Genomic DNA, 21593 nt, shown 5'->3' with positions numbered 1-21593 from the left:
TTTCTGCCTATCCTAACGGTGATGGAGCACCGTAGGTATAAAAATCAGACTAATAGTGAGGGACTTGCGGTAAGTGAACCCTATTCGGTACGCACCGACCGACTGGACCTAAGACCGGCGACTAAAGCGTCAGGGCATGGATCCGCTGATTTCGGCTGCCGCGCCACTGAAGCGTCATATCTTTCTGCGCCTCGATGAAGGGCCCGTCCACCAGCACATCCACGTAATCGATCACCGCCAGTTGTGCCTCGCTGAGCGATTCCCGTTCGTAGCCGGTCCAGAGCCAGATATCTTTCCCCTGAGTCTCTCTCCTGACACGACGAACCAGGGCCAAAACGGCGCCCACGTTGGCCGGATGCAGGGGATCACCGCCGGAGAGCGACAGACCGCGGCGACGGATGCGGGTATCGTTCAGATCCTGGATGATCCTGTCCGACATCGCCTGGTCAAAGGGATGACCGGAGTCCAGCCGCCAGGTTGACTGGTTATAGCAGCCACGGCACTGGTGCTCGCAACCGGAAACAAACAACGTGCAACGGGTTCCGGGCCCGTTCACCACGTCCACGGGGAAGTACTGATGGTAATGCATGGTTACTCCACGTATGGCGCCACCCGCACTGGGCGCCCGCACGGCGCAGGCACTCCGTACGGATCGGCAGGGCGGACTCAAAGGTGCTTGACCCGCCGCTTTACCTCCTCCTGCTTTCCGGCATTAAAGGGGCGTGCGTCCGGACTCCCCAGGTAGCCGCACACGCGGCGCGTCACCGACACCCTGGCAGGGTCGGCGTTACCGCACTGGGGACAAACGAAGCCTTTGCTGGTGCAGGAAAACTCACCGCAGTGCCCACACTCGTAACACTCATCGATGGGCGTATTGGTGCCGTAATAGGGCACCCGGGCGTAACTGTAATCCCACACATCCTCCAGCGCCTCGAGGTTGTGCTGCATATTGGGATACTCGCCGTAGCTGATGAACCCGCCGGAACTGATCGCGGGGTAGACCATTTCGAAATCGATCTTGTCATAGGGATTCACCCGCTTCTCCACATCGAGGTGGAAGCTGTTGGTGTAGTATCCCTTGTCGGTTACGCCATCCACCAGGCCAAACTCCTGGGTATCGATTTTACAAAAGCGAGTACAGAGATTTTCGCTGGGTGTCGCATAGAGGCTGAAGCCGTAACCGCTCTCTTGACTCCAGCGATCCACCGCCTTTTTCAGGTGGCGGACAATATTGACCGCTTTCTCCCTGAGGATGTCGCTGTCGTAGAGATGGGTCTGGGCCCCAAACAGGGCATTCACCGTTTCATGCAAACCGATGTAACCCAGCGAGATGGAGGCCCGACCACCCTTGAAGATCTCGGTGATCTCATCATCCGCCTGCAGGCGAACACCGCAGGCACCCTCCATGTAGAGGATCGGCGCGACCCGGGCCTTGACCCCCTGTAGACGCTCGATGCGGGTCATCAGCGCCTTGTGGGCCAGCGCCAGTCGCTCATCCAACAGCGAGAAAAATCGGGATTCACAGCCTTTGGCCTGCATCGCCACCCGCGGCAGGTTGAGCGAGACAACACCCAGGTTATTGCGCCCCTCATGCTGCAACTGTCCCCCCTCTTCATACACCCCCAGGAAGGAGCGACACCCCATGGGGTTTTTGAAGGAGCCCGTGACCTCCACCACTTTGTCGTAGTTGAGGATGTCCGGGTACATCCGCTTGGAGGCACACTCCAGGGCCAGCTGCTTGATGTCGTAGCTGGGATCCCCCGCCTTGTGGTTGTGGCCCTCCTTGATGGCGAACACCAGCTTGGGGAACACCGCCGTTTTGCGGTTCTTACCCAGCCCCGCGATGCGGTTGCGCAGAATTGAGCGCTGGATCAGCCGAGCCTGCCAGCCACTGCCGAGTCCGAACCCGAAGGTCACGAAGGGCGTTTGTCCATTGGCGGTGTGCAGCGTGTTCACCTCGTACTCCAGCGACTGGAAGGCGTCATAACACTCTTTTTCCGTGCGTGCCTGCGCGTAAGCGCGCGGATCCGGAACCTGCCACTCCCTGGCCACCGCCAGGTGTTTGTCGTAGCTGGCCTGAACATAGGGCGCCAGCACCTCGTCGATGCGATTGATGGTGGTCCCGCCATAGATATGGCTGGCCACCTGGGCGATGATCTGGGCCGTCACCGCTGTCGCGGTGGAGATCGACTTCGGCGTGTCTATCTCCGCATTGCCCATCTTGAACCCCCCCGTGAGCATTCCGTGGAGGTCGATCAGCATGCAGTTGAACATCGGGAAGAAGGGCGCGTAGTCCAGGTCGTGGTAGTGGATTTCGCCCCGCTCGTGGGCCGTCACGACGTCACGGGGCAGGATATGGCGACAGGCGTAATGCTTGGCTACGATCCCCGCCAGCAGATCCCGTTGGGTCGGGATCACCTTGGCGTCCTTGTTGGCGTTCTCATTGAGCAGATCCGAATTACTCTGCTCCACCAGGCCGCGGATCTCCCGGTTGAGATGGCTGGCGCGCTCACGGGCCAGATCCCTATCATGGCGATATTCGATGTACGCCCGGGCGATCGCCTTGTTGGGGCCGGCCATCAAGGCGTCCTCAACGGCGTCCTGAATGCGATGGATCGCAACCTCCTGCTCCGCTGCCAGTTGTCGGGTTACGGTTTCGGCCACCTGGTTGGCATAGGCGCTATCGCCCTGCCCCACGGCTTCTGCGGCCCGAAGCACCGCTTGCCGAATACGTTCACCGTCGAAGTTTGAGCGGCATCCGTCCCGCTTAATCACTACTGGCATCAAGTTCACTCCTCTCAACAGGCGCCTCCCTGACAACACCAGATATGGTGCTTCCGGACACCCACAACACAAAATATAGGATACATTGGAGCATTACCCTCACCCATTGACCGTGACCGGGATCAATATAGGGTGCGATGGCTCAGTAACCGAACAGGAAATGGCGAGGGCTTGCACGCCACCATAAAGGGGCGCGAACTATAGCGAACTAGCACTTGGCGATCACGCCGAGAAACCGGATACTTGGGGGCGATCACCCTTAGGAGAAATCAAGCTTGATCTGTCGGATCCATCACCCTCGGCAGGGAGCACGGCCGTGAGGTTCTGCCATTTTTTGCGTCGCTTACGACCCGCTCAGGATGCAGAAGAGCGCCGTCGACGCTGGCAAAAAGAGCTGGAAGCGGTACCGATCCTGACCCATCTTGGCCAGGTGGACGCCGACCGCCTGATTGCTCTGGGCCAGGCGTTCCTGGCTCAGAAACGCTTCGTCGTTGCCGGCCCCGGTGTCACACTGACCGATCGGCTCTGTATCCGTACCGCCCTGATGGCGTCGCTGCCTGTTTTGACCAAAAACCTTTCCCACTACGCCACCTTCTACGAGGTGCGTTTCCACGCCGACCTCTTCGAAGGCGACGCCCAATGGCAGGATGAGCTCGGACTGGTGCATGAGGAAACAGACTTGCTCGCCGGAGAGGCTTGGGAGCAGGGCCCTGTCCAGTTTTCCGTGGTGGATATCGATGCCAGTGGCGACTGGAGCGGCTACAACGTGGTGATCCACGAGTTGGCCCATAAGCTGGACATGGCCAGTGGTGAGGTGAACGGTACACCGCCCTTGAGCCTGAATGCACTCTCCGTGTGGCAACAGACGCTCGAACGGGCATTTCAAACCCTGGAGCAGCAATACCACGAGGCCCTTGAACAGGAGTGGGGGGAAGCAACGATCCAACAGCGGCTGCCGATGGATCCTTACGCCCTGACCAACAGGGGCGAGTTTTTTGCCGTCAGCAGCGAAAGCTTCTTCACCCAGCCCCACCGGCTCGCCGAGGCTCTACCCCACTGGTATCACTGCCTGCAATCCTACTACGGGCAGGATCCCCGCCAACGCGCGCCCAAGCCCAACCAAGGCTAAAGGCCACTGCCGACACCCAAGGGCCATCATGGGCGCTGAGCTTCGCCAAGAAGGCTCATAATTTTCCGGGCGATATCGGCATTGTCCTGGAACCCGATAAAGGTGTCCGCGCCCTCTCCGTAGGCCATGACGCTGACATCCTCACCGGTGTGGCCGCTGGTGGTCCAGCCGGTAAAGGAGCGCTTGGCCACCAGTTGGCCAATTCGCGAGGAAAGATGGTAGGGCCCCTCCCCGTCAAGCTGCGCCTTACGGGCCAGCGCCAGCATCGCCAACTCCTGCGACGAAAGCGGCAGCGACGCGTAACGAGACCAGACCGCCTCCACCGGCGACTCCGGCGCTTCGAGCATCTTACGGGCGATATAGCCCGCGGTCCGCTCCACCTGTAGGATCGGCCCAGGCAGCCACTGGTAGGTACCGCCGGCCCCAAGGGTGAGGCCACCGGTGGAGTGATCCGCCGTTATCACCAGGAGGGTGTCCGGATTCTCCTCCACAAAGGCTTTGGCACGCTCCACCGCTTTGGCGAAGTCCGCCATCTCCCCCAGGGCGCAGCGGATATCATTGGCGTGGCCACACCAGTCGATCTGACTTCCCTCCACCATCAGGAAGAATCCGTTGGGTTGGGACGAAAGCAGGGCCAATGCCTTATCGGTCATTCGCAGCAAGCGGTCTGGGTGCGCACTGTCGATGGCGTGGGGCAGCGCAACCTCAGCCATCAGCGCCATCGCCGGTAAGCGCTCCAGTTGCTCCAACTCTGCCATCTCCCAAGCCTGCTGCCAGCCCATCTCCCTCAGCTGCAGTGCTAACCCGCCCGGGGCGCGGGAAAAATAGCGCTCGCCACCGCCAAACATCAGATCCAACATAGTTTTGTCAGCGATACGCTTATGCACATATTGCTCGGCGATGGCGTCATAGAGACTGCGACGCTTAACGTTGGCCAGAAAGCTGGCCGGAGTGGCGTGATTCACCTGGGAGGTGGTCACAACACCGGTGCTTTTGCCCAGAAGTCGCGCCTGTTCAAGAATGGAACGCAGCGGGACCTGATTGTTGTCCACCCCGATGGCGCCGTTGTAACTTTTCACCCCCGTCGCCAACGCGGTGGCAGCAGCAGCGGAGTCGGTCACGAAGGTGTCATCCATGGGGTAGGTCGAAGCACTGCCCACCAGAAGTTGGTCAAAGATGGTCGGCGCGATCGCGCCACCGGGCTCTCCCGCCAACGCATAGCGGTAAGCGGTGAGATAAGCGGGCCCCATGCCATCGCCGATCATGAAGATAACATTACGCACCTCATCCCGGGCTGATGCGGGCAACGCCGCCCCCAAAACCATCATCATCAGGCCCGCGAGCCAGGCTTTTCTCCTCCCCATCCTCATTCCTCTGCTTTTTGATCAAGGCGGTGTTGGCGCCCGCCGTTTCTGGTCTTGGCAAGGGTATAACAGCGACGCGGCCGGACCAAGTAAGGGGGTCACCGAGGAGGCGTCGCTAAGGATGGGGCAAACTCGTTCAAATGAATTAGCCTTACTCTATGAAGCAAAAACAGTTACTCACCCTAACCTGCCCGTTGCGGACCTTCTTTTTGGGGGATCTTCATGGCGAGATCCACCAGTTGCAGCGTGCACTGGCACGCCACCGGTTTGACCCTGACCAGGGGGATCGCCTGATCAGCGTCGGTGACCTTATCGACCGTGGCGCCGATAGCCCTGCCTGTCTCGCCCTGTTGGAAAAACCCTGGTTCGTTGCAGTTCAAGGCAACCATGAAAAAATGATGCTTGATGCCCTGACGGGGCCTCCTGAGACAATGAGCCTATGGCAAAACGCCGGCGGAGACTGGTACCAGCGCTTACCCGGGCCGCAACAAGATGCCATCGCCAGCCTGGCGCTGAGGCTGCTGCCCAAGATGCCGATCGCTCTGGAGATCCAGATCCCAGCTCTTAAAGCCCGAATCGGTGTTGTCCATGCGGACCTGCCGGGCAGGAGCTGGGGCCAGTTTGCTAATGCCTGCCATGAAGGCCTCTGTGCCGAGGAGATCGCCTTTTGTCAGTGGTCCCGCAACACTCTGAACCAGGCCCGCAAGGGTGCTCACCCCGAACCGATCTCCGGCATCGATGCGGTGGTGATGGGCCACACGCCACAACCCAACCTGCACAAACTGGCGAACCGGATCTGGATCGATACTGGTGCCGGCTACCCGAAAGGTTCGCTGACGCTGCTCAGCGCAGAGCAGTTGATGCAATGCCTGTGCTGATCATCCCGATCGTTGCTCAAGCCAATACTCCGAATTCCCATTCATCACCAATACCTTAGTGCTGGAACTGATTCTCAATGGCCACTTTGATACCGATCCTGCATACCGACCGTCTCTGTTTGCGACCCTGGCGTGCAGAGGACCTTGATGCCTACGCCGCTTTTTGCGCCGACCCCGAAGTGATGCGCTATCTGGGTGGGGACCCCTTAAGCCGCAATGACGCCTGGCGCCACCTGGCGATGATGGTGGGCCACTGGCAGTTAAAGGGCTTTGGGCATTGGGCTGTCGAACACTCCGATAGCGCTACCGTGATCGGGCGGATTGGGCTCTGGCAACCTGAGGGCTGGCCCGGCGTCGAGATCGGCTGGACCTTGGCACGCCCCGTTTGGGGCCAGGGCTTCGCCCGTGAAGGCGCCGCTGCCGCACTGGAGTGGGGATTTCGGCAACGCCCTTTCGACCGGGTCATCAGTTTGATCCACAAGGAGAACCTTCGCTCCCGCTCGGTGGCACTAGCCCTGGGACTGCACTACTGCCGGCCGACCCGTGTTTGCGGCCACCCGGTGGATCTCTTTCAGATCGAGCGGGAAACATTCATGCAGGATGACAGAGAGAATCACTCAGCGAACACTTGTACGCTGTAGATGAGCTGGTAAGATGAGCGGCAGACATCAAGGAAGGAATCTCATGCGCGTTCAAACTTACTCGGTCAATGAAGAGATCGCCAATGCCCTCTCCCACGGCATCGGCGTCGCAGCCGCCATCGTCGGCTTAACCCTGATGCTGGTCAAGGGGATCCCGGTTCTAACTCCCGCAGAGATCGCCGGGATAAGCATCTACGGAGCCACGTTGATCCTGCTTTTTCTCTGCAGCACCCTCTACCACGCCATCCACCACCAGGGGGCCAAGGCGGTGTTCAAACGCCTCGATCACTGCGCCATCTATCTCCTGATTGCCGGCAGTTACACCCCTTTCATGCTGATCACCATCGATGGCGAGGCAGGTACCCTTCTGCTGACGCTCATCTGGGCGATGGCCGTGGCCGGTGTGATGTTCAAAGCCCTGTTCGTGGACCGCTTTAAAAAGCTGGCACTGCTCACCTACCTGGTAATGGGCTGGTCCAGCCTAGTGGTGATCTGGCAACTCTACCAAACCCTGCCCCGTCCCGGTTTTCTGCTCCTGGTAGCGGGTGGGCTCAGCTACAGCCTAGGTACGCTCTTTTACGTGGCCAAGCGTCAGCGCTACACCCATGCGATCTGGCACCTGTTTGTTCTCGGCGGAGCCGCCTGTCACTGCGTTGCCGTTGGCCTTTACGTGATCCCCTGATATCCCTACCGAATTAACCCGGTTGGAAAGGGCAGAACTTAACCAATCCCTTACTGAGCAAAGAGTTAGCCAAACTGAAGGCTTGAGTAGATGAGGTTTTATGCCATACTTGTCGGCGCAACATTTTAAGCGATGTGGATTCAACTCACTCGCCACGTTGCCGTAAAAAAAATTAAGGAGAGGATATGAAAGCAAAACTGTTGGTCGTTGTGGCCATGAGCGGCCTGCTGTTCGGTTGTGCAAACAACTCAGAGCTGGAAACCCAGGTTGAGACTCTGTCTAACAAGGTTGATTCCCTGGCCGATCAAGTGGGCGCCCTGCGTTCCGATCACGCCCAGATGAATGCTGACATCAACGCAGCTAAGTCTGCTTCCATGGAAGCCCAGGAAGAAGCGGCACGTGCCAATGCTCGCATCGACAACATGGCTAGCGGTTACTCCAAGAAGTAATTGGACCGCTGGTTAGTAAAAGGCTCGCCTATGGCGAGCCTTTTTTGTGTCAACGTTTCCTAAAGCAGTCCTACAACAGGCGTTGCGGCAGGCCACTTTGCTCTTCAAACACCTGTTGAAGCCGCTGTGGAGGCAGGCGTAAAGATTCGAGTTTTGATTGCAGTTCAGAGCTTACCGGGATCTCCTTCTCCTCCCTGTCCAGCGCCACCTCCTCCGAGAGTGGTTCATGCACTTCGATATACCAGCCATCCGCCTCTTCCGCGAGTTTAACCGGTTCATTGATCACCCGCACCGGCTCCCCCCGCCGAACCAGGTCAAACAGGTGTTCGATGTCGTTTGGACGCAGACGGATGCAACCGGCGGAGACCCGCATGCCGATGCCGAAATCTTTATTGGTTCCGTGGATCAGGTACTCACCGTTGCCAAAACCCAGGCGTAGGGCGCGGTGGCCCAGCGGATTGTCCGGGCCCGGCGGCACCACCGGAGGCAGCGGCTCGCCATTCTCCTCCAGCCACTTCTTGCGCGTAGTGGCGGTGGGGGTCCAGGTAGGATCCTTGCGCTTTTGACTTACCCGGGTCTTTCCGATCGGGGTTTCCCGCCCAATCACCCCGATGCCGATGGGGTAGACATGCACCCGCTGACGGGCGTTCTCGAAATAGTAGAGTCGCAACTCCGCCAGGTTAACCACGATGCCCACCCGCTCCACGTCCGGCAGCAGCATCTGCGACGGCAGTTTCAGTATGGAGCCCGGTGTCGGCAGCAGGGGGTCAACCCCCGGATTGGCAGCAATCAGGCTCAAAAAGCCCATGTTGTACTGCTCGGCAATGTCGTCCAGCGTCTGGCCAACCTGAACCCGGTGTTCCATAGCAAAACCGATCAGACGGCTCTGGGGTTGCGGGGCAGAATAGATGGCCGCGTGAGACGGCAACGAAAGCATAAGCAGAAACAGCAGCAGTGAACGCACGGATCCAACTCTATTAAAAATACGGTGTGATAGTCTATCAATCCTGCTTTCAAAAGACAGCCCATCCCCGGAAACGCCGAACAAACGAAAGCGCCCCCATCCATGATGGGAGCGCATTGCCCTGGACAGTTCAATGCTCGAACCGGATCGGGATAGGCTTGTGCGCCTCGGTCTCACCCTCAGGTTTGGGGATATGAACGGTCAGCACGCCATCCTTGTAGCGAGCCTCAATCGCTGCATCATCTTTGACAACGAACGGCAGCGGGATAAGTCGCTGATAGCTGCCAAAATGACGCTCGAGAACCCGATAGCCTTTCTCCTTCTCCTCTGTGCGCTCACCTTTTCGCTCCGCTTTCAACAGCAGGCGATCACCGGCACACTGGAGCTCAATGTCCTCTTTGGCCAGTCCCGGCAGATCGGCGGTCACCTCCAGGTGATCCTCCAACTCCCGGACATCCACGGCGGGCATCGCTGAGTCCTGATGCCCATTCTGACCCGCAAAGGGCCAGTTCTGATCGAAAGCCTCGAACAGGTCAGCAAAGTCACGCTGAAACGGGGTCACAGCGCGGCGATGACCGAAGAGGCTGGGAAATCCACGACGCATACGCACCTCCTATCGCTTTTCCTGAACCTCATTACTGATATGGGTCCAGCAGCGCGAAGATGCAAGGGCAGCGATTGATCCCGATCAACCTGGTTATAAACTTTGGCCGGTGCGCCGCGCCAGTGCTTCGGGGTAATCACGTCTTAGTGCCAACTCACAGGCGGTCCGCTCTACGGCATCCGCGGACAACGCCGTTTGCCATGGGCGAGAAAGAGGCTGGAGACGGCCCTGTGCCATCAAGTATTCGGCCAGGGCGCGGGCAACGGGCAGTGCGGAGTTGGCTTTGACGATCTCCGCCCGGGCGTAGTCATGGCCGGCAAAGGAGATCCCGGCGGCGCGAAGATCGGCGTTACTGCCAGGGATCTGTTGGGCTCCAAACAGGGGCTTTCCCGCCACTTCCGCACTGGCAAAAGCGGGAATGAAGTGAGCGAGATGCGCGATCGCCCGTCGGCTTCGCTGACCGATCTCCCCCGCCTGCCAGCCCTGAGACAACTTGCGTGCCAGCAGGGGGGCGAGGACCGGCTGTGCGCTCTGATCCGTGCTGGCGCTGAGACCACCGGGAAACAGGGTGATCTCATCGGTCATGCCATGGAGCTGGAAATGGCCGTCGGCATAGGGGGTCAGTTGCGCCATCCCTTCCGGTGTGCCCCGGGCACCGTGGAATACAAGCTCCGGCCAGTTACCGGGCACATCGGACCAACGGGTCAGGTAAGCCGCCTTGAACTCCACCCAGCGTGGCCGTCGCAAACCCGCCCAATCATCCAGTTCGCCGCTTCGGTGCCCCCCGGCATTGACCAGGTAATCGACCGTAAGCGGGGCTGTAACTTTCCCGCTTTTCTCGGCCTGAAGCTGCCACCCTTGTGCCTGGGGTCGCAGGCCAGTCACCCGGGTATTGAGCAGTACCTGGCAGTTGGGCTGATTTGCCAACGCCAGACTGGCGTTGGCCGCCAACCGAAAGACACTGAGCCCGTACTCCTGCACCTGGATCAGCGGCCACTTCACCCGGTTAAAATCCAGGCTACGGGCCACCGGGATCATCCAGTCATCGGCACTGAGGGGCGTACGGGGTAGCGGTTGCCCGGCCAACTGCGCCATCTGCGCTCGAGTGTAGAGCCGATAGTACGCCTCGGCGGGCCCGAGCACTGCATTGGCCGGGTCCTCGTCGATAAGCGCTTGATATCTTTGTTGGAGCTTGGCCAGACGCGGCAGCAGATCATCCACCGAACCGGGATCCCGGGTAGGCACCGCCAGTACCGTCGGTCGAACATTGGCGCAGTGGGGATAGAACCTCAGAGTTTCCACGGACTGCTCCAGCAGTGCCAGGCACTCCTCATCGGGGATCTCCCGGTAAAGGTTGCCACCGGCATGCAGGTGACAGATTGGCGGACCGTTGACCACAGTGTCGTTTTTATCCAGCAGGCGCACCTCGCAGCGGTAATGCTGCGACAGGTAAAGGGCGATGGTGGTGCCCGCCACGCCGGCACCCACGATGCCGATCACCGGCTTTTTGCTCACCGCTTTGGTGTTTAGAGCGTGGCCCCGGGTCATGATAAGCAATGATCCATTGATAGGTTAAAAGAGTGCCAAACGGCGTTTTCGCCCCTCGACATGACGATTGAAACTCTTACGCAAAACCGCGGTATGAGATCACAACTCGTGGATTGCATTCATGATCCGCTTGTCTGAGATGGGGTACTTAGTCCCCAGGTTCTGGGCAAAACAGGAGACCCGGTACTCCTCCAGCATCCAACGGATCGCCGAGTAAGCCTCGGGCACCGCCTGCCCCTTGGGGAGCTTGTTAAGTGCCTGCTGATAGGCTTGCTCCACCTTCTGGATCTTCAGCAACTGGAGCTTGTCTCTCTGGGGATCCACCGGCAGCTTCTCCAGCCTGCGCTCTATCGCCTTCAGGTAGCGAGCCAGGTCATCCAGACGATCCCAGCCGGTATCCGCCACGAAACCCTTGTACACCAGCTTATCCAGATGGGCCTGGATATCCGCCATGGCGAAAGCCAGCTCCAGCGCGATCCGCCCTTTCAGTTTCTTGGCGATAGCGCCCCGTGTGGTCAGTACCGCTTCAACCTTGGTGCCAATCGCCACCACGGTATCATCGAGCTCTGCCCTCACCCGCTCTCGGGCCTCGGCGAAGCTGGCGGGATCTTCGACCGTCAAGTGGTGAGTGGCCAGGATCTCGTCGATCCCCGCGTCGATGCAATCGGCGATCAGCAGGTCAACCCGGCCGAAGGGGTTGAAGTACATCGCCAACTTCGATTTGTTCGGTAGCTTCTGCTGCAGGTACTTCACCGGGTTGGGCACGTTGATCAGAAGCAGCTTGCGCAAACCCGCGCGATGCGCCGCCCGCGCCCGCTCCTCGCTGTCAAACAGCTTCACCGCCACGCTCTCCCCCTCGTCGACCAGCGCAGGGAAGGCTTTAACCGCGTAAGCGCCCCGCTTCTGTTCGTAACTTGTGGGCAGGGTCCCCAGGGTCCAGTCAGTCAGGCCGGACTGCTCGATACCGGAGTCCGCCACCTTAGCAATCACCTGCTTTACCTTGCCTTTGAGAGCGGCCTTGAGCGCCAGAAGATCCCGTCCCTGGGCGAGCAGTTCCCTCTTGTCGTCCTCGATCTTGAAGTTAAAGAGCAGGTGCTTAGGAAGCTCCGTCACCTCGAAATCCTCAGGCCGAATCCGGGTGCCCGACATGCGCAGAAACTGCTTACAGAGCGCCTCCAGCAGGGGCTGTTCAAAGGGGGTAATGTTCGCCAGCGCCGCCGAGGCGTAGTTGGGTGCCGGCACGAACTGGCGCCGAAGCGCCTTGGGTAGGGTCTTGATCAGAGCCACCACCAATTCATGCCGCAGTCCCGGCACCAGGTAGTCAAACCCCTCGGGGGAAAACTGGTTAAGCAGCTCGATAGGCAGGTGAAGGGAGACCCCATCGTCCTCCGCCGTGGGCTCGAACCGGTAAGAGAGCGGTAGGGTAATGTCGCCCTGGGTCCAGAAGTCGGGAAAATCCGACTCCCCCACGTGCTCGGCATCCCGTTTCATCAGCGCACTTTTGGAGAAATCGAGCCAATCGGCACGATCCCGCTGCGCCTTGCGCCACCACCCCTGAAACTGGGCTCGGGTGAGCAGTTCAGGGGGGACGCGCTCATCGTAGAAGGCCAGCAAGCTCTCCTCATCCACCAGGATATCCCGGCGGCGGGACTTATGCTCCAGGGTTTCCACCTCCTCCAGCAGTGCCAGGTTGCGCTTCAGGAAGTCCGCATCCATCCCCAGTTCACCCTGGACTAGCGCCTCGCGAAGGAAGATCTGGCGAGCCGTGGTCGGGTCGATGGGGCCAAACTGAACCTTTCGGGCGGGCACCACCACCAGGCCGAAGAGACTAACCTGCTCACTGGCGATCACCGCACCGGGCTTCTTCTCCCAGTGCGGCTCACTGTGGCTGCGTTTGACCAGGTGCGGCGCCAGGGGCTCCACCCACTCGGGACTGATCTTCGCCACGGTACGCGCAAAGAGACGGCTGGTTTCCGTCAACTCCGCCGCCATCAGCCACTTGGGGGACTTCTTCGCCAGCTGGGAGCCGGGAAACACATAGAACTTGGCGTTGCGGGCACCTTTGAAACTGCCGTCCGCCTCTTTCTGCCCGATGTGGGAGAGCAACCCCGCCAGCAGGGCGCGGTGGATCGCGTCATACTCCGGTGTTTTGTCCAGGCTTATCCGGATCTCCAGATCATTGAGACTCTGACGCAGCTGGGCGTACAGGTCCTGCCACTCCCTCACCCTGAGGTAGTTGAGAAACTCCGCCTTGCAGAGGCGACGAAACTGGCTCGAGGAGAGCGCCCTTTGCTGCTCCCTCAGGTAGCGCCAAAGATTCAAAAAGGCGATGAAGTCGGAGTCCTTATCGGCAAAGCGCCGGTGCTTCTCATCGGCGGCCTGTTGGCGGTCGATAGGCCGCTCCCGGGGATCCTGGATCGAGAGCGCGGCGGTGATAACCATCACCTCATGAACACAGCCGTTGCCGTCCGCCTCCAGGACCATCCGAGCCAGGCGAGGATCGATGGGCAAGCGCGCCAGTTTACGCCCGAGCGCCGTCATCTGCGGCTGCCCCTTGTGCAGGGTTATCGCCCCCAGCTCCACCAGCAGGTTGATGCCATCTTTGATGTGGCGGCTATCCGGTGGCTGAACGAAGGGGAAATCGGCGATATCGCCGAGTCCCAGGTTCAGCATCTGCAGGATCACCGAACCCAGGTTGGTGCGCAGGATCTCCGGATCCGTAAACTCGGGACGATTGAGAAAATCCTCCTCGCTGTAGAGGCGGATACAGATCCCTTCGGAAACACGGCCGCAACGACCGGCACGCTGGTTTGCGCTGGCCTGGGAGATCGGCTCAATGGGCAGCCGCTGCACCTTGGTACGATAGCTGTAGCGGCTGATCCGCGCCGTCCCGGGGTCAACCACATACTTGATCCCCGGCACCGTCAGAGAGGTTTCCGCCACGTTGGTGGAGAGCACGATTCGCCGTCCCGAATGACCGGAAAAGATCCGCGCCTGCTCAGCATGGGAGAGCCGGGCATAGAGTGGCAGGATCTCGGTGTCGCGCAAGTTGCGCCGGCGCAGACCGTCGGCGGCATCCCGGATCTCTCGCTCGCCATTCATGAAGATAAGGATATCCCCCGGGCCCTCGGCGCAGAGTTCATCCACGGCGGCGAAGATCCCCTCCAGCGGCTCCAGATCTGGCCCCTCATCCCGAACCAGCGGCAGGTAGCGTTGCTCAACGGGATAGGTACGGCCGGACACCTCGATCACCGGGGCGTTATCAAAGTGTGCGGAGAAGCGTTCGACATCGATGGTCGCGGAGGTAATCACCACCTTGAGATCCGGGCGCCTGGGCAGCAGTTGCTTGAGATAGCCCAGCAGGAAGTCGATATTAAGGCTACGCTCGTGGGCCTCGTCGATGATCAGGGTGTCGTACTGGTCTAGCCAGCGATCGTGCTGGATCTCCGCCAGCAGGATCCCGTCGGTCATCAGTTTGACGTAGCTGTCCGAGGAGATCTGATCGGCAAAACGCACCTTGAAGCCCACGTGCTGACCCAACTCCGACTGAAGCTCCTCGGCCACCCGTGATGCCACCGCCCTAGCCGCCAAACGCCTCGGCTGGGTGTGGCCTATCACCCCCCGGGTGCCCCGCCCAAGCTCCATACAGATCTTGGGCAGCTGAGTGGTTTTACCGGAGCCGGTCTCCCCCGCCACAATCACCACCTGGTGTTCGGCGATGGCGCGGGCGATCTCCTCCCGGCGATCCGATACCGGCAGGTCCGGGTAGGTCAGCTTCGGCAGGTCGATAGTACGCTGGGCGACCCGCTCGTGGCTCTTGAGCTTGAGTGCCACTAGCTGCTCGGTGATGGCCGCTCTTTTATCGGCGTGCTTCACCCGCTTCAGGCCGGCGAGCCGACGACGAATGGTGGCTGCATCACTGACCATGCAGTGATGCAGTTCTTGCGGTGTAAAGGGGTTGGCGTTGCTCAAGACAGCTTCCTGTGGGTCATGCGTTAACCGGGGGATCCTATCAGGCACCACCACTGAGGTTAAGCCCCTGGCCACCGCCCTCCAAAGCATTGCCGCAATTTTGCACTATTCATACGCAACCGGCGTCAATCCTTGTGGGGAACGGCTTCCTGTGTGGGCATATGTTTGCGCCGTAACCGGGTTTTCAGCTCATAGTAACGGCTGTAGACCCCTCGGCTTAATGCCGACGAATACGCTTCCATCACATCCACACCCCAGAGGATCGCCACCACCACGACGGAGAGCTTGACCGCCACCAGAGGGTCCAGCACAGAGAGGCAGACGCCGATGGCAGCCAGGGCCCAGATGGTCGCGGCGGAGGTCACGCCCACAACCATCCCATCTTTGGCCAGCATCACACCCGCCCCCAGGAAGCCTACGCCGGTGACGACCTGACCGATGATCCTGGAGGTATCGGTCATTTCGTTATTGAGGCTGGTGGAGGCAACGATAAACATATGGGTGCCGAGCACGATCAGGGAGGCGGTTCGGATCCCCACTGGCTTACCCCGAAGCTGCCGTTCCAGGCCGATAATGCCGCCACAAAACAGCGCGATAACAATCTGTTGCCAGTCAAAAGGCTCGATCGACCACCAACTCTCCATGCTCTTTCCTCACCGCCCCGCGCGGCCAAAGTGACGCAGCCCCCTGCATGGGAACCTTGTCGTTACACATTGAGCCGCCAGTATGCCACCGCCGTGGATCGCCGTCGCCGCTTTTCCATTGCCTCCGCCGCCCTTTTCTCTCTTGCTGTGCCCGGACAAGCTTTCTCACCGAACACAGGCACTGCTATGGTAACCAATAAGATGGACGCCCAACTCCGGGCGGCACCGCTTGCTTATCACGGCGACACCGAGGCCGTTAAGGGACACGATGAGTTTTTCCTCTCTGCCGGCGCTCTGGGCTGGGCTCTGCCTGCTCATCCTGGCCGCCCCGCTTCAGGGGGCCAACACCCTGCAGCTCTCACCGGTCGAGGCCCAGGTGATCGAGGAGCTCAACTACGTTCGGACGGAGCCAGCGCGGTACGCCCGGGAGGTCCTGATCCCGATGCGTGCCTATTACCAGGGCCTGGATATTGTTGACCCGCCCTGGTTTTCCCCAGTTCCCAACCGTATCCAGGTGGTTGTGACCAAAGAGGGACGTCCTGCACTGGAGGAGGCGATCCAGGCGCTGTTGGCAGCGCAGCCCGCCGGACCTCTGCAGCCCTCTTACGGGTTGACACTCTCGGCTCGCAGCCATCGCGAGGCGCAGGCCAGGGAACGGAGCATTGGGCACATCGGCAGCAACGGCTCAACCCCCGAGGAGCGGATCCGCGCCCAGGGGGAATGGAATATCGCCGTAGGTGAAAACCTGTTTTATGGCGATGCCCAGCGCATGGTGGCCCGCCATGCGGTGATGTCACTGCTGATTGACGATGGCGTGGCGGACCGGGGACATCGCAACGTGATCCTGGATCATCGCTACCGCTGGGTTGGCGTTGCCTACGGCCCCCACCCTCTCTACGGCCACATGCTGGTGCAGAATTTCGCCGCCGAGTTCCGGGACCATGCCCCTTAGACAAGCATTGGATCTCGGTCGCCGGTTTGATTTTGGAATAAAAAACACCGCCGGGGCGGTGTTTCGATATCAATCCTTCAGTGGCCTTTCGTCACCGGGATTGGACAGTGGCAAACTGGGAACCAAGACTCAGGTGCGTGTTCGATAATGGCCGTTGATCCAACACTCCGGCAGGGCTTCTCCGGAGGGAAACACCAGGCTCTGTTTATCGCACAGCTCCGGATCCGCCAGATCCTGTCCACACTGGTATTGCACCTTTACTCTGTCTACGAAGGGATTATGCAGGCCATTGTCGTCCATCACCTCAACCAAATCCCCCGTGTTTTTATCCCGTAATAGCATCGTCACTTTCCCCTGTTGAAACTACGCCATGGTGATTAGATAACGCCCAAGGGCATTAGTTCTTTTACTCTGATATCCCTGTCAATCGGATCTCGGCGGTATCTCATCCGCCGTCGGGCTGCCTACCCAGCCGCCGCCTAGGGCACGGAACAGGTTGAGCCGGTTATTTTGTTGCACCAGCGCAAGGTTGATCAGGCCCTGCTGCGCACTGTAGTAGCCACGCTGCGAGTCGAGTACGGTGAAGAAGCTGTCGACTCCCTGACGAAAACGCAGATCCGACAGGGAAAAGCTGGTGCCGGTTGCGTCCACCAACTGCGATTGCGCTTCATATTGTTGTGCCAGATAACGCTGACCGGAGAGGGCGTCCGATACCTCCTGGAAGGCAATCTGAATGGTGCGCTCATATTGGGCCAGTGCGATGGCAGCCTGCGCCTTGGCCACCTCCACATTGCCCCGTACCCGGCCCCAGTTGAAGATCGGCAGGTAGAGACTCGGGGTAAAGTTCCAACTTCCGGCGTCGCCGCTGAAAAGATCATCCAGATCGGCACTGAGCAGTCCCGCGGTCGCGGTCAGGCTGATGTTGGGAAAATAGGCGGCGCGGGCCGCCCCAATGCTGGCGTTGGCAGCAATCAGGTTGTACTCCGCCTGCGCCACGTCCGGGCGCTGGGTAAGCAACATCGATGGCAGGCCAACCTGGACCGGTGCCAGCACCTCCATCTGACCGGGTTCTGGCAGCAACACGGGATCAAAGCCGGTTCCCACCAGAGACACCAAGGCATTAACGCCCGCGGCCACCCGGTTACTGTAGTTCGCCACATCCACGCGAGCGATCGCCACGGTGACCTCCGCCTGCGCTACATCCAGCCCGGAGACCACGCCGTTATCGAAGCTCTGCTGGGTCAGCGCCAGGGACGCCATCTGGCTCTCCATCGTCTCTTCTGCCAGAAGCAACAGGGCTTCGTCCGCCGCCAGTTGCAGGAAGGTTGCGGCAACCTGGTTGATGACGATGATCTGGATATTGCGCCTGCCCTGCTCCGTCGCCAGGTAAGCGTTCAAGGCCTGACGCTCGAGACTGGCTACCCGCCCCCAGAAATCCAGCTCATAGCTAAGCAACCCCAGGTCGATGCTGTGCTGCCGGTTAACACTGTCCGGTACGCCTGAGAGGGCCTCCGGAACCCGTTGATTGATGAAACCGGCGGTCAGATCCAGGTTGGGAAAACGTTCAGAGCGCTGCACGCCATAAAGGGCGGCAGCCTGACGCAGCGTTTCCGATGCCACTTTGATATCCCGGTTATGTTCCAAGGCGATCTCGATCAGGCGCTGCAGCTTGGGATCCACGATGAAACTGCGCCAATCCAGTGCCGCACTGCTGATTTCAGACGGCATCGCCGAGGGCTCGGCCCAAAACTCGGGCATGGCGCCCTCCGGACGCTCGTAATCCGGGGCGAGGTTCATACAGCCGGTCAGCAGGGCGGAACCGGCAATCACTAGCCATCGTTTCATGACTGCCCCTCCAGAGACTCTTTCTCGCTCACTGGGCTCTTGCGGCCGCTGAACAGCTTGATGACAAAAAGGAAAAACAGAGGAATGAAATAGATACCGATAAAGGTAGCGGTCAGTACCCCTCCGACCACCCCGGTCCCTACGGCGTTTTGCGCCCCGGAGCCGGCGCCGGTGGAGAGCGCCAGCGGCAACACGCCGAAACCGAAGGCCAATGAAGTCATCAGGATAGGGCGCAAGCGAACCCGGGCAGCATGCAGCGACGCCTCCAGGACGCCCTGGCCCTCGTCGTAATACTGCTTGGCAAACTCCACGATCATGATGGCATTCTTCGACGAGAGTCCCACGGTGGTAAGCAGCCCCACCTGGAAGTAGACGTCATTTTCCAGTCCGCGAAGTCCCGTTGCCAGCACCGCGCCCAGGACCCCAAGAGGCACCACCAGAATCACGGAGAAAGGCACCGTCCAGCTTTCATAGAGTGCCGCCAGGCAGAGGAATACGATCAGGATCGACAGCGCATAAAGCATGGGAGCCTGGTTACCGGAGAGACGCTCCTCGTAGGAGAGGCCCGTCCACTCCAGCGACATCCCCCCGGGCAATTCGGCTACCAGGGCTTCCATGGTGTCCATTGCCGCCCCGGTACTCACCCCTGGGCTGGGCTCTCCCTGGATCTGCATGGAGGAGATCCCGTTGTACCGCTCCAGGCGTGGTGAACCATAATCCCAGCGCGTGGTACTGAACGCCTTAAGCGGAACCATCTCTCCCGAGGCGTTTCGAACGTACCACTCGTTGATCTCAGAGGGCGTCATGCGATACGGCGCATCCGCCTGCACATACACCTGCTTGACCCGCCCACGATCCACGAAATCGTTCACGTAGGCGGAACCAAACGCGGTGATCAAGGTGGTATTGATGTCGGAGATGGACACCCCCAGGGCCTCTGCCTTCAGGTTATCAATGTCAATGACAAACTGTGGCGTGTCCTCCAGCCCGTTGGGGCGAACATTTTGCAACAGGGGGTGCTGGTTGGCCTTTGCCAGCAACTGGTTACGTGCCTCCGTCATCGCGGCATGCCCCTGGGCACTGCGATCCTGCAGGTGCATGTCAAAGCCGGACGCGGTACCGAGTTCGATGATCGCCGGTGGTACGAAGGCGAATGCCATCGCCTCTCGGATGGTAGACATGAACCTCTGGATCCGCGCCATCACCGACTTGACATGGCCCTCTGGAGCGCTTCGTTCATCCCACTTTTTCATGTTCAAAAACATCATGCCGGAGTTGGAAGCCGCGCCGGCAAAGGAGAAGCCCGCCACGCCAAACACCGACTCAACGTAGTCGGATTCGTTTTCCAGGATGTAGGTTTCGATCTTATCCAGCACCGCCTGGGTTTGGTCCTGAGTGGCCCCGGAGGGAAGGAAGGTCATTGCCAGCATCACCCCCTGATCCTCATCCGGCAGGAAAGAGGTGGGCAATCGTGAAAGCAGGACCCCCACAACGACCACGATGAGGAGAAACGCTCCCCCGACCAGCCACATCTTTTTCGCCAACTTGCCCACCCCGTCCACATAACTTTCGGTCATGCGATGGAAAGTACGGTTAAACCAACCGAAAAAGCCTGTGGTCGTGCTCTCGGCCGTGTGCCCGGGCTTCATCAACTGAATGCAGAGAGTCGGCGTCAGGATAAGGGCCACCAGGACGGAGATTGCCACCGCCGTCACGATGGTAATGGAGAACTGGCGATAAATGATTCCCGTGGTGCCACCGAAAAAGGCCATGGGCACAAACACCGCACAGAGCACCATGCCGATCCCCACCAGGGCACCGGAAAGCTGCTTCATCGACTTTTCGGTTGCCTCGCGCGGAGGCAGGTTCTCCTCCTCCATCACCCGCTCTACCCCTTCCACCACCACAATGGCGTCATCCACCAGCAAGCCGATAGCCAGCACCATGGCAAACATGGTCAGGGTATTGATGGAGTAGCCGAGCACCATGAGTACCGCCGCCGTGCCCAGCACCACCACCGGGATCGCCAGGGTGGGGATCAAGGTAGCCCGGACGCTTTGGAGGAAAAGGAACATCACCAGGAATACCAGCACCACGGCTTCTATCAGGGTGTGAATCACGTTTTCAACCGAGATACGGATAAAGGGGGTGGTGTCATAGGGCACCGCCATCTGGACGCCGGGAGGGAAGTAGGGTTTGAGCTCGTCCAACTTGCTCTGCACAGCCGCCATGGTATCCAGGGCATTGGCCCCTGTTGCCAGACTGATGGCCAGACCCGAGGCGGGCTTGCCGTTGTAGGTGGCCTTGGAGGTATAGCTGGTGGCCCCCAACTCCACTCTGGCCACATCCTTGATCCGGACCTGTGACCCGTCGGGGTTCACTTTCAGCAGGATCTGTTCAAACTCCTCCGGTGTGGTCAGCAGAGACTGCGCCGAGATGGTGGCGTTGAGTTGCTGGCCCGGCAACAAAGGCGCAGCCCCGAGCTGTCCTGCCGAGACTTGGATATTCTGTGCCGCAATGGCGGCATTGACATCCCCGGGCATCAGCCCGAAACCCTCCAGCCGGGTCGGGTCGAGCCAGATCCGCATCGCGTAGGGTGCGCCGAACAGCTGCACCGACCCCACCCCGTTCACCCGGCCCAGAGGGTCCTGAAGGTTACTGGCGATGTAATCAGAGAGATCCTCAAAGCCCATGCTGCCATCTTCGGAGTACAGTGCCAGGACCATCAGGAAACCCGCACTGTCCTTGGCCACGGTGACCCCCTGCCGCTGAACCGCATCCGGGAGCTGAGCCATCGCCGCGGACACCTTGTTTTGTACCTGGACCTGGGCAATGTCCGGATCCGTCCCCGCCAGAAAGGTCAGGACGATGCTGACATTACCAAAGGAGTCGGAGTTTGAGGCGATGTAGAGCAGGTTATCCAGCCCCGTCAGCTGCTGCTCAATCACCTGAGTCACTGTTTCTTCCGCGGTCTTGGCCGAAGCGCCGGGGTAACGGGCGGTAATCTCAATGGCAGGGGGGGCAATATCTGGATACTGGGCCACCGGCAGTTGTGCCAGGGAGAGCAGCCCCGCCAACATCAGCAGGATCCCCAGAACCCAGGCAAAAACCGGTCGGTCAATAAAGAACTGCGCCAT

At 59.9% G+C, this 21593-nt stretch carries 17 protein-coding genes; 6 read left to right on the top strand and 11 right to left on the bottom strand.

Features of this window, described 5'->3' with window-relative positions:
* Positions 1-121 precede the first annotated feature (121 nt).
* Both nrdG and nrdD read right to left on the bottom strand, forming a co-directional pair.
* On the bottom strand, positions 122-589 hold the full coding sequence (gene nrdG, locus ABD997_RS03100; protein WP_345315558.1) for an anaerobic ribonucleoside-triphosphate reductase-activating protein: 468 nt from the start codon (positions 587-589) through the stop codon (positions 122-124).
* A 77-nt stretch (positions 590-666) separates the two neighbouring features.
* On the bottom strand, positions 667-2784 hold the full coding sequence (gene nrdD / locus ABD997_RS03095) for an anaerobic ribonucleoside-triphosphate reductase (protein WP_345315557.1): 2118 nt from the start codon (positions 2782-2784) through the stop codon (positions 667-669).
* Between the two features lie 316 nt (positions 2785-3100).
* Between nrdD and ABD997_RS03090 the strand changes: the two genes are divergently transcribed.
* Positions 3101-3913 carry a M90 family metallopeptidase gene (locus tag ABD997_RS03090; protein WP_345315556.1) on the top strand — a complete coding sequence of 271 codons (813 nt, stop codon included), beginning with the start codon at positions 3101-3103 and terminating at the stop codon, positions 3911-3913.
* Between the two features lie 26 nt (positions 3914-3939).
* Here the strand turns inward: ABD997_RS03090 and ABD997_RS03085 are convergent, their stop codons facing one another.
* Positions 3940-5277 carry an alkaline phosphatase gene (locus tag ABD997_RS03085; protein ID WP_345315555.1) on the bottom strand — a complete coding sequence of 446 codons (1338 nt, stop codon included), beginning with the start codon at positions 5275-5277 and terminating at the stop codon, positions 3940-3942.
* A gap of 158 nt (positions 5278-5435) precedes the next feature.
* On the opposite strand from ABD997_RS03085, the gene ABD997_RS03080 reads away from it, so the two are divergent.
* From ABD997_RS03080 to ABD997_RS03065, 4 genes are all read left to right on the top strand, one after another.
* The gene (locus ABD997_RS03080; protein WP_345315554.1) at positions 5436-6155 is read left to right on the top strand and encodes a metallophosphoesterase; all 720 of its coding nucleotides are present in this window, start codon (positions 5436-5438) and stop codon (positions 6153-6155) included.
* Between the two features lie 77 nt (positions 6156-6232).
* Positions 6233-6796 carry a GNAT family N-acetyltransferase gene (locus ABD997_RS03075; RefSeq protein WP_345315553.1) on the top strand — a complete coding sequence of 188 codons (564 nt, stop codon included), beginning with the start codon at positions 6233-6235 and terminating at the stop codon, positions 6794-6796.
* A gap of 43 nt (positions 6797-6839) precedes the next feature.
* Positions 6840-7478 (top strand): PAQR family membrane homeostasis protein TrhA, encoded by a 639-nt coding sequence (gene trhA, locus ABD997_RS03070; protein ID WP_345315552.1) that lies wholly within the window; start codon positions 6840-6842, stop codon positions 7476-7478.
* Positions 7479-7663: 185 nt separating this feature from the next.
* A complete protein-coding gene (locus ABD997_RS03065) occupies positions 7664-7927 on the top strand; it encodes an Lpp/OprI family alanine-zipper lipoprotein (protein WP_345315551.1) in 264 nt (87 codons plus the stop codon).
* Positions 7928-7997: 70 nt separating this feature from the next.
* Here the strand turns inward: ABD997_RS03065 and ABD997_RS03060 are convergent, their stop codons facing one another.
* From ABD997_RS03060 to ABD997_RS03040, 5 genes are all read right to left on the bottom strand, one after another.
* A complete protein-coding gene (locus ABD997_RS03060; RefSeq protein WP_345315550.1) occupies positions 7998-8891 on the bottom strand; it encodes a L,D-transpeptidase family protein in 894 nt (297 codons plus the stop codon).
* Between the two features lie 130 nt (positions 8892-9021).
* Positions 9022-9495 carry an Hsp20/alpha crystallin family protein gene (locus ABD997_RS03055; RefSeq protein ID WP_345315549.1) on the bottom strand — a complete coding sequence of 158 codons (474 nt, stop codon included), beginning with the start codon at positions 9493-9495 and terminating at the stop codon, positions 9022-9024.
* 93 nt (positions 9496-9588) lie between these two features.
* Positions 9589-11043: an NAD(P)-binding protein gene (locus ABD997_RS03050; RefSeq protein ID WP_345315548.1), complete on the bottom strand. Its 1455-nt coding sequence runs from the start codon at positions 11041-11043 to the stop codon at positions 9589-9591.
* A gap of 99 nt (positions 11044-11142) precedes the next feature.
* Positions 11143-15015: an ATP-dependent RNA helicase HrpA gene (gene hrpA / locus ABD997_RS03045; protein WP_345315547.1), complete on the bottom strand. Its 3873-nt coding sequence runs from the start codon at positions 15013-15015 to the stop codon at positions 11143-11145.
* A gap of 125 nt (positions 15016-15140) precedes the next feature.
* Entirely contained in the window at positions 15141-15659 is a 519-nt protein-coding gene (locus tag ABD997_RS03040; RefSeq protein ID WP_345315546.1) for an MgtC/SapB family protein, read from the bottom strand.
* A gap of 268 nt (positions 15660-15927) precedes the next feature.
* Between ABD997_RS03040 and ABD997_RS03035 the strand changes: the two genes are divergently transcribed.
* Positions 15928-16611, top strand: coding sequence for a CAP domain-containing protein (locus ABD997_RS03035; RefSeq protein WP_345315545.1), 684 nt, complete (start codon positions 15928-15930; stop codon positions 16609-16611).
* Between the two features lie 129 nt (positions 16612-16740).
* Here the strand turns inward: ABD997_RS03035 and ABD997_RS03030 are convergent, their stop codons facing one another.
* The 3 genes from ABD997_RS03030 to ABD997_RS03020 form a co-directional block, all read right to left on the bottom strand.
* Positions 16741-16953, bottom strand: coding sequence for an acetyltransferase (locus ABD997_RS03030; RefSeq protein WP_345315544.1), 213 nt, complete (start codon positions 16951-16953; stop codon positions 16741-16743).
* Positions 16954-17034: 81 nt separating this feature from the next.
* Positions 17035-18456: an efflux transporter outer membrane subunit gene (locus ABD997_RS03025; RefSeq protein WP_345315543.1), complete on the bottom strand. Its 1422-nt coding sequence runs from the start codon at positions 18454-18456 to the stop codon at positions 17035-17037.
* Complete coding sequence (locus ABD997_RS03020) at positions 18453-21593, bottom strand: efflux RND transporter permease subunit (RefSeq protein WP_345315542.1); 3141 nt, start codon at positions 21591-21593, stop codon at positions 18453-18455. Before ABD997_RS03020 ends, ABD997_RS03025 begins: the two co-directional genes overlap by 4 nt.

Origin of the sequence: Ferrimonas gelatinilytica (assembly GCF_039544205.1) — a bacterium.
GTDB classification, from domain to species: Bacteria; Pseudomonadota; Gammaproteobacteria; order Enterobacterales; family Shewanellaceae; genus Ferrimonas; species Ferrimonas gelatinilytica.
The sequence above is the reverse complement of the archived record's forward strand: the minus strand, read 5'-3'. Positions and strand labels throughout refer to the sequence as shown.